Origin of the sequence: Blautia sp. AM47-4 (assembly GCF_003479865.1) — a bacterium.
Lineage (GTDB): Bacteria > Bacillota > Clostridia > Lachnospirales > Lachnospiraceae > Fusicatenibacter > Fusicatenibacter saccharivorans.
This window is the reverse complement of sequence record NZ_QUHY01000104.1, coordinates 1-699: the sequence shown is the minus strand read 5'-3', so window position 1 is coordinate 699 and position 699 is coordinate 1. Positions and strand designations below refer to the sequence as shown.

Sequence of the window (699 nt, the reverse complement as noted above, 5' to 3'; positions counted from 1 at the left end):
ATGAGGATTCCATTTATTACTTCTTCCATGATTTCTGTACCTCTAACACTTTATTAAATTCTTCCGGCATTTCCTGAATCATATTTTCATCCCCTATGATAGGGACAAGATCTTCCTTCATAAACACCGGAATGCCGAGCTTATGTGCCTGGTCCGTCAGAGACCATGCCCATTCCGGCTCCGTATGAATCTTCCTACTCTGAGCTCCGGTCATGGTGCCGACAACGATCCAATTGATTCCGGAAAGGTCAACTGTGCCGGGATCATCGAATAACGGCTCAAAGGTAACATGGTAATGTTTTGCTCTGACATTTTTCCGAAGGGCGTCGATACGCCACCGTTCTGCTTTCCTCGTCACCGTAACGCCAAACCATGCGTTTTCCAGATCGATATCAAAATCCAGCAAATCAGGTCGCTTGCTAAGGAACAGGAACTGATGCTGTGGATTTTCACGGATCTTTGCAAATACCTCGTCTCTCCATTCCGGCTTCCATCCAGAGAAATCACTCATGCCAGTAAGAAGAAAGTTCTGCGGACGTTTCTTTTCCATCATCTTGAGCTTACCCGGAAAGAATTCAGGGTCAGCGAAATCATCAATCATATGCCAGCGTTTCACGTTGTTGCGGGCATAGCAATATGTACACCCCACTGTGCAGCCAATGACGATATTCATGTTCTGAATCTGATCTTTGATACAAA

Annotated in this window: 1 protein-coding gene; it reads right to left on the bottom strand. The window is 45.4% G+C overall.

Annotation, left to right across the window (positions count from 1 at the left end; genetic code table 11):
* Positions 1 to 16: 16 nt before the first annotated feature.
* On the bottom strand, positions 17 to 699 hold a 683-nt coding region (locus tag DW965_RS18835; RefSeq protein ID WP_119198684.1), incomplete at its 5' end, for a radical SAM mobile pair protein A.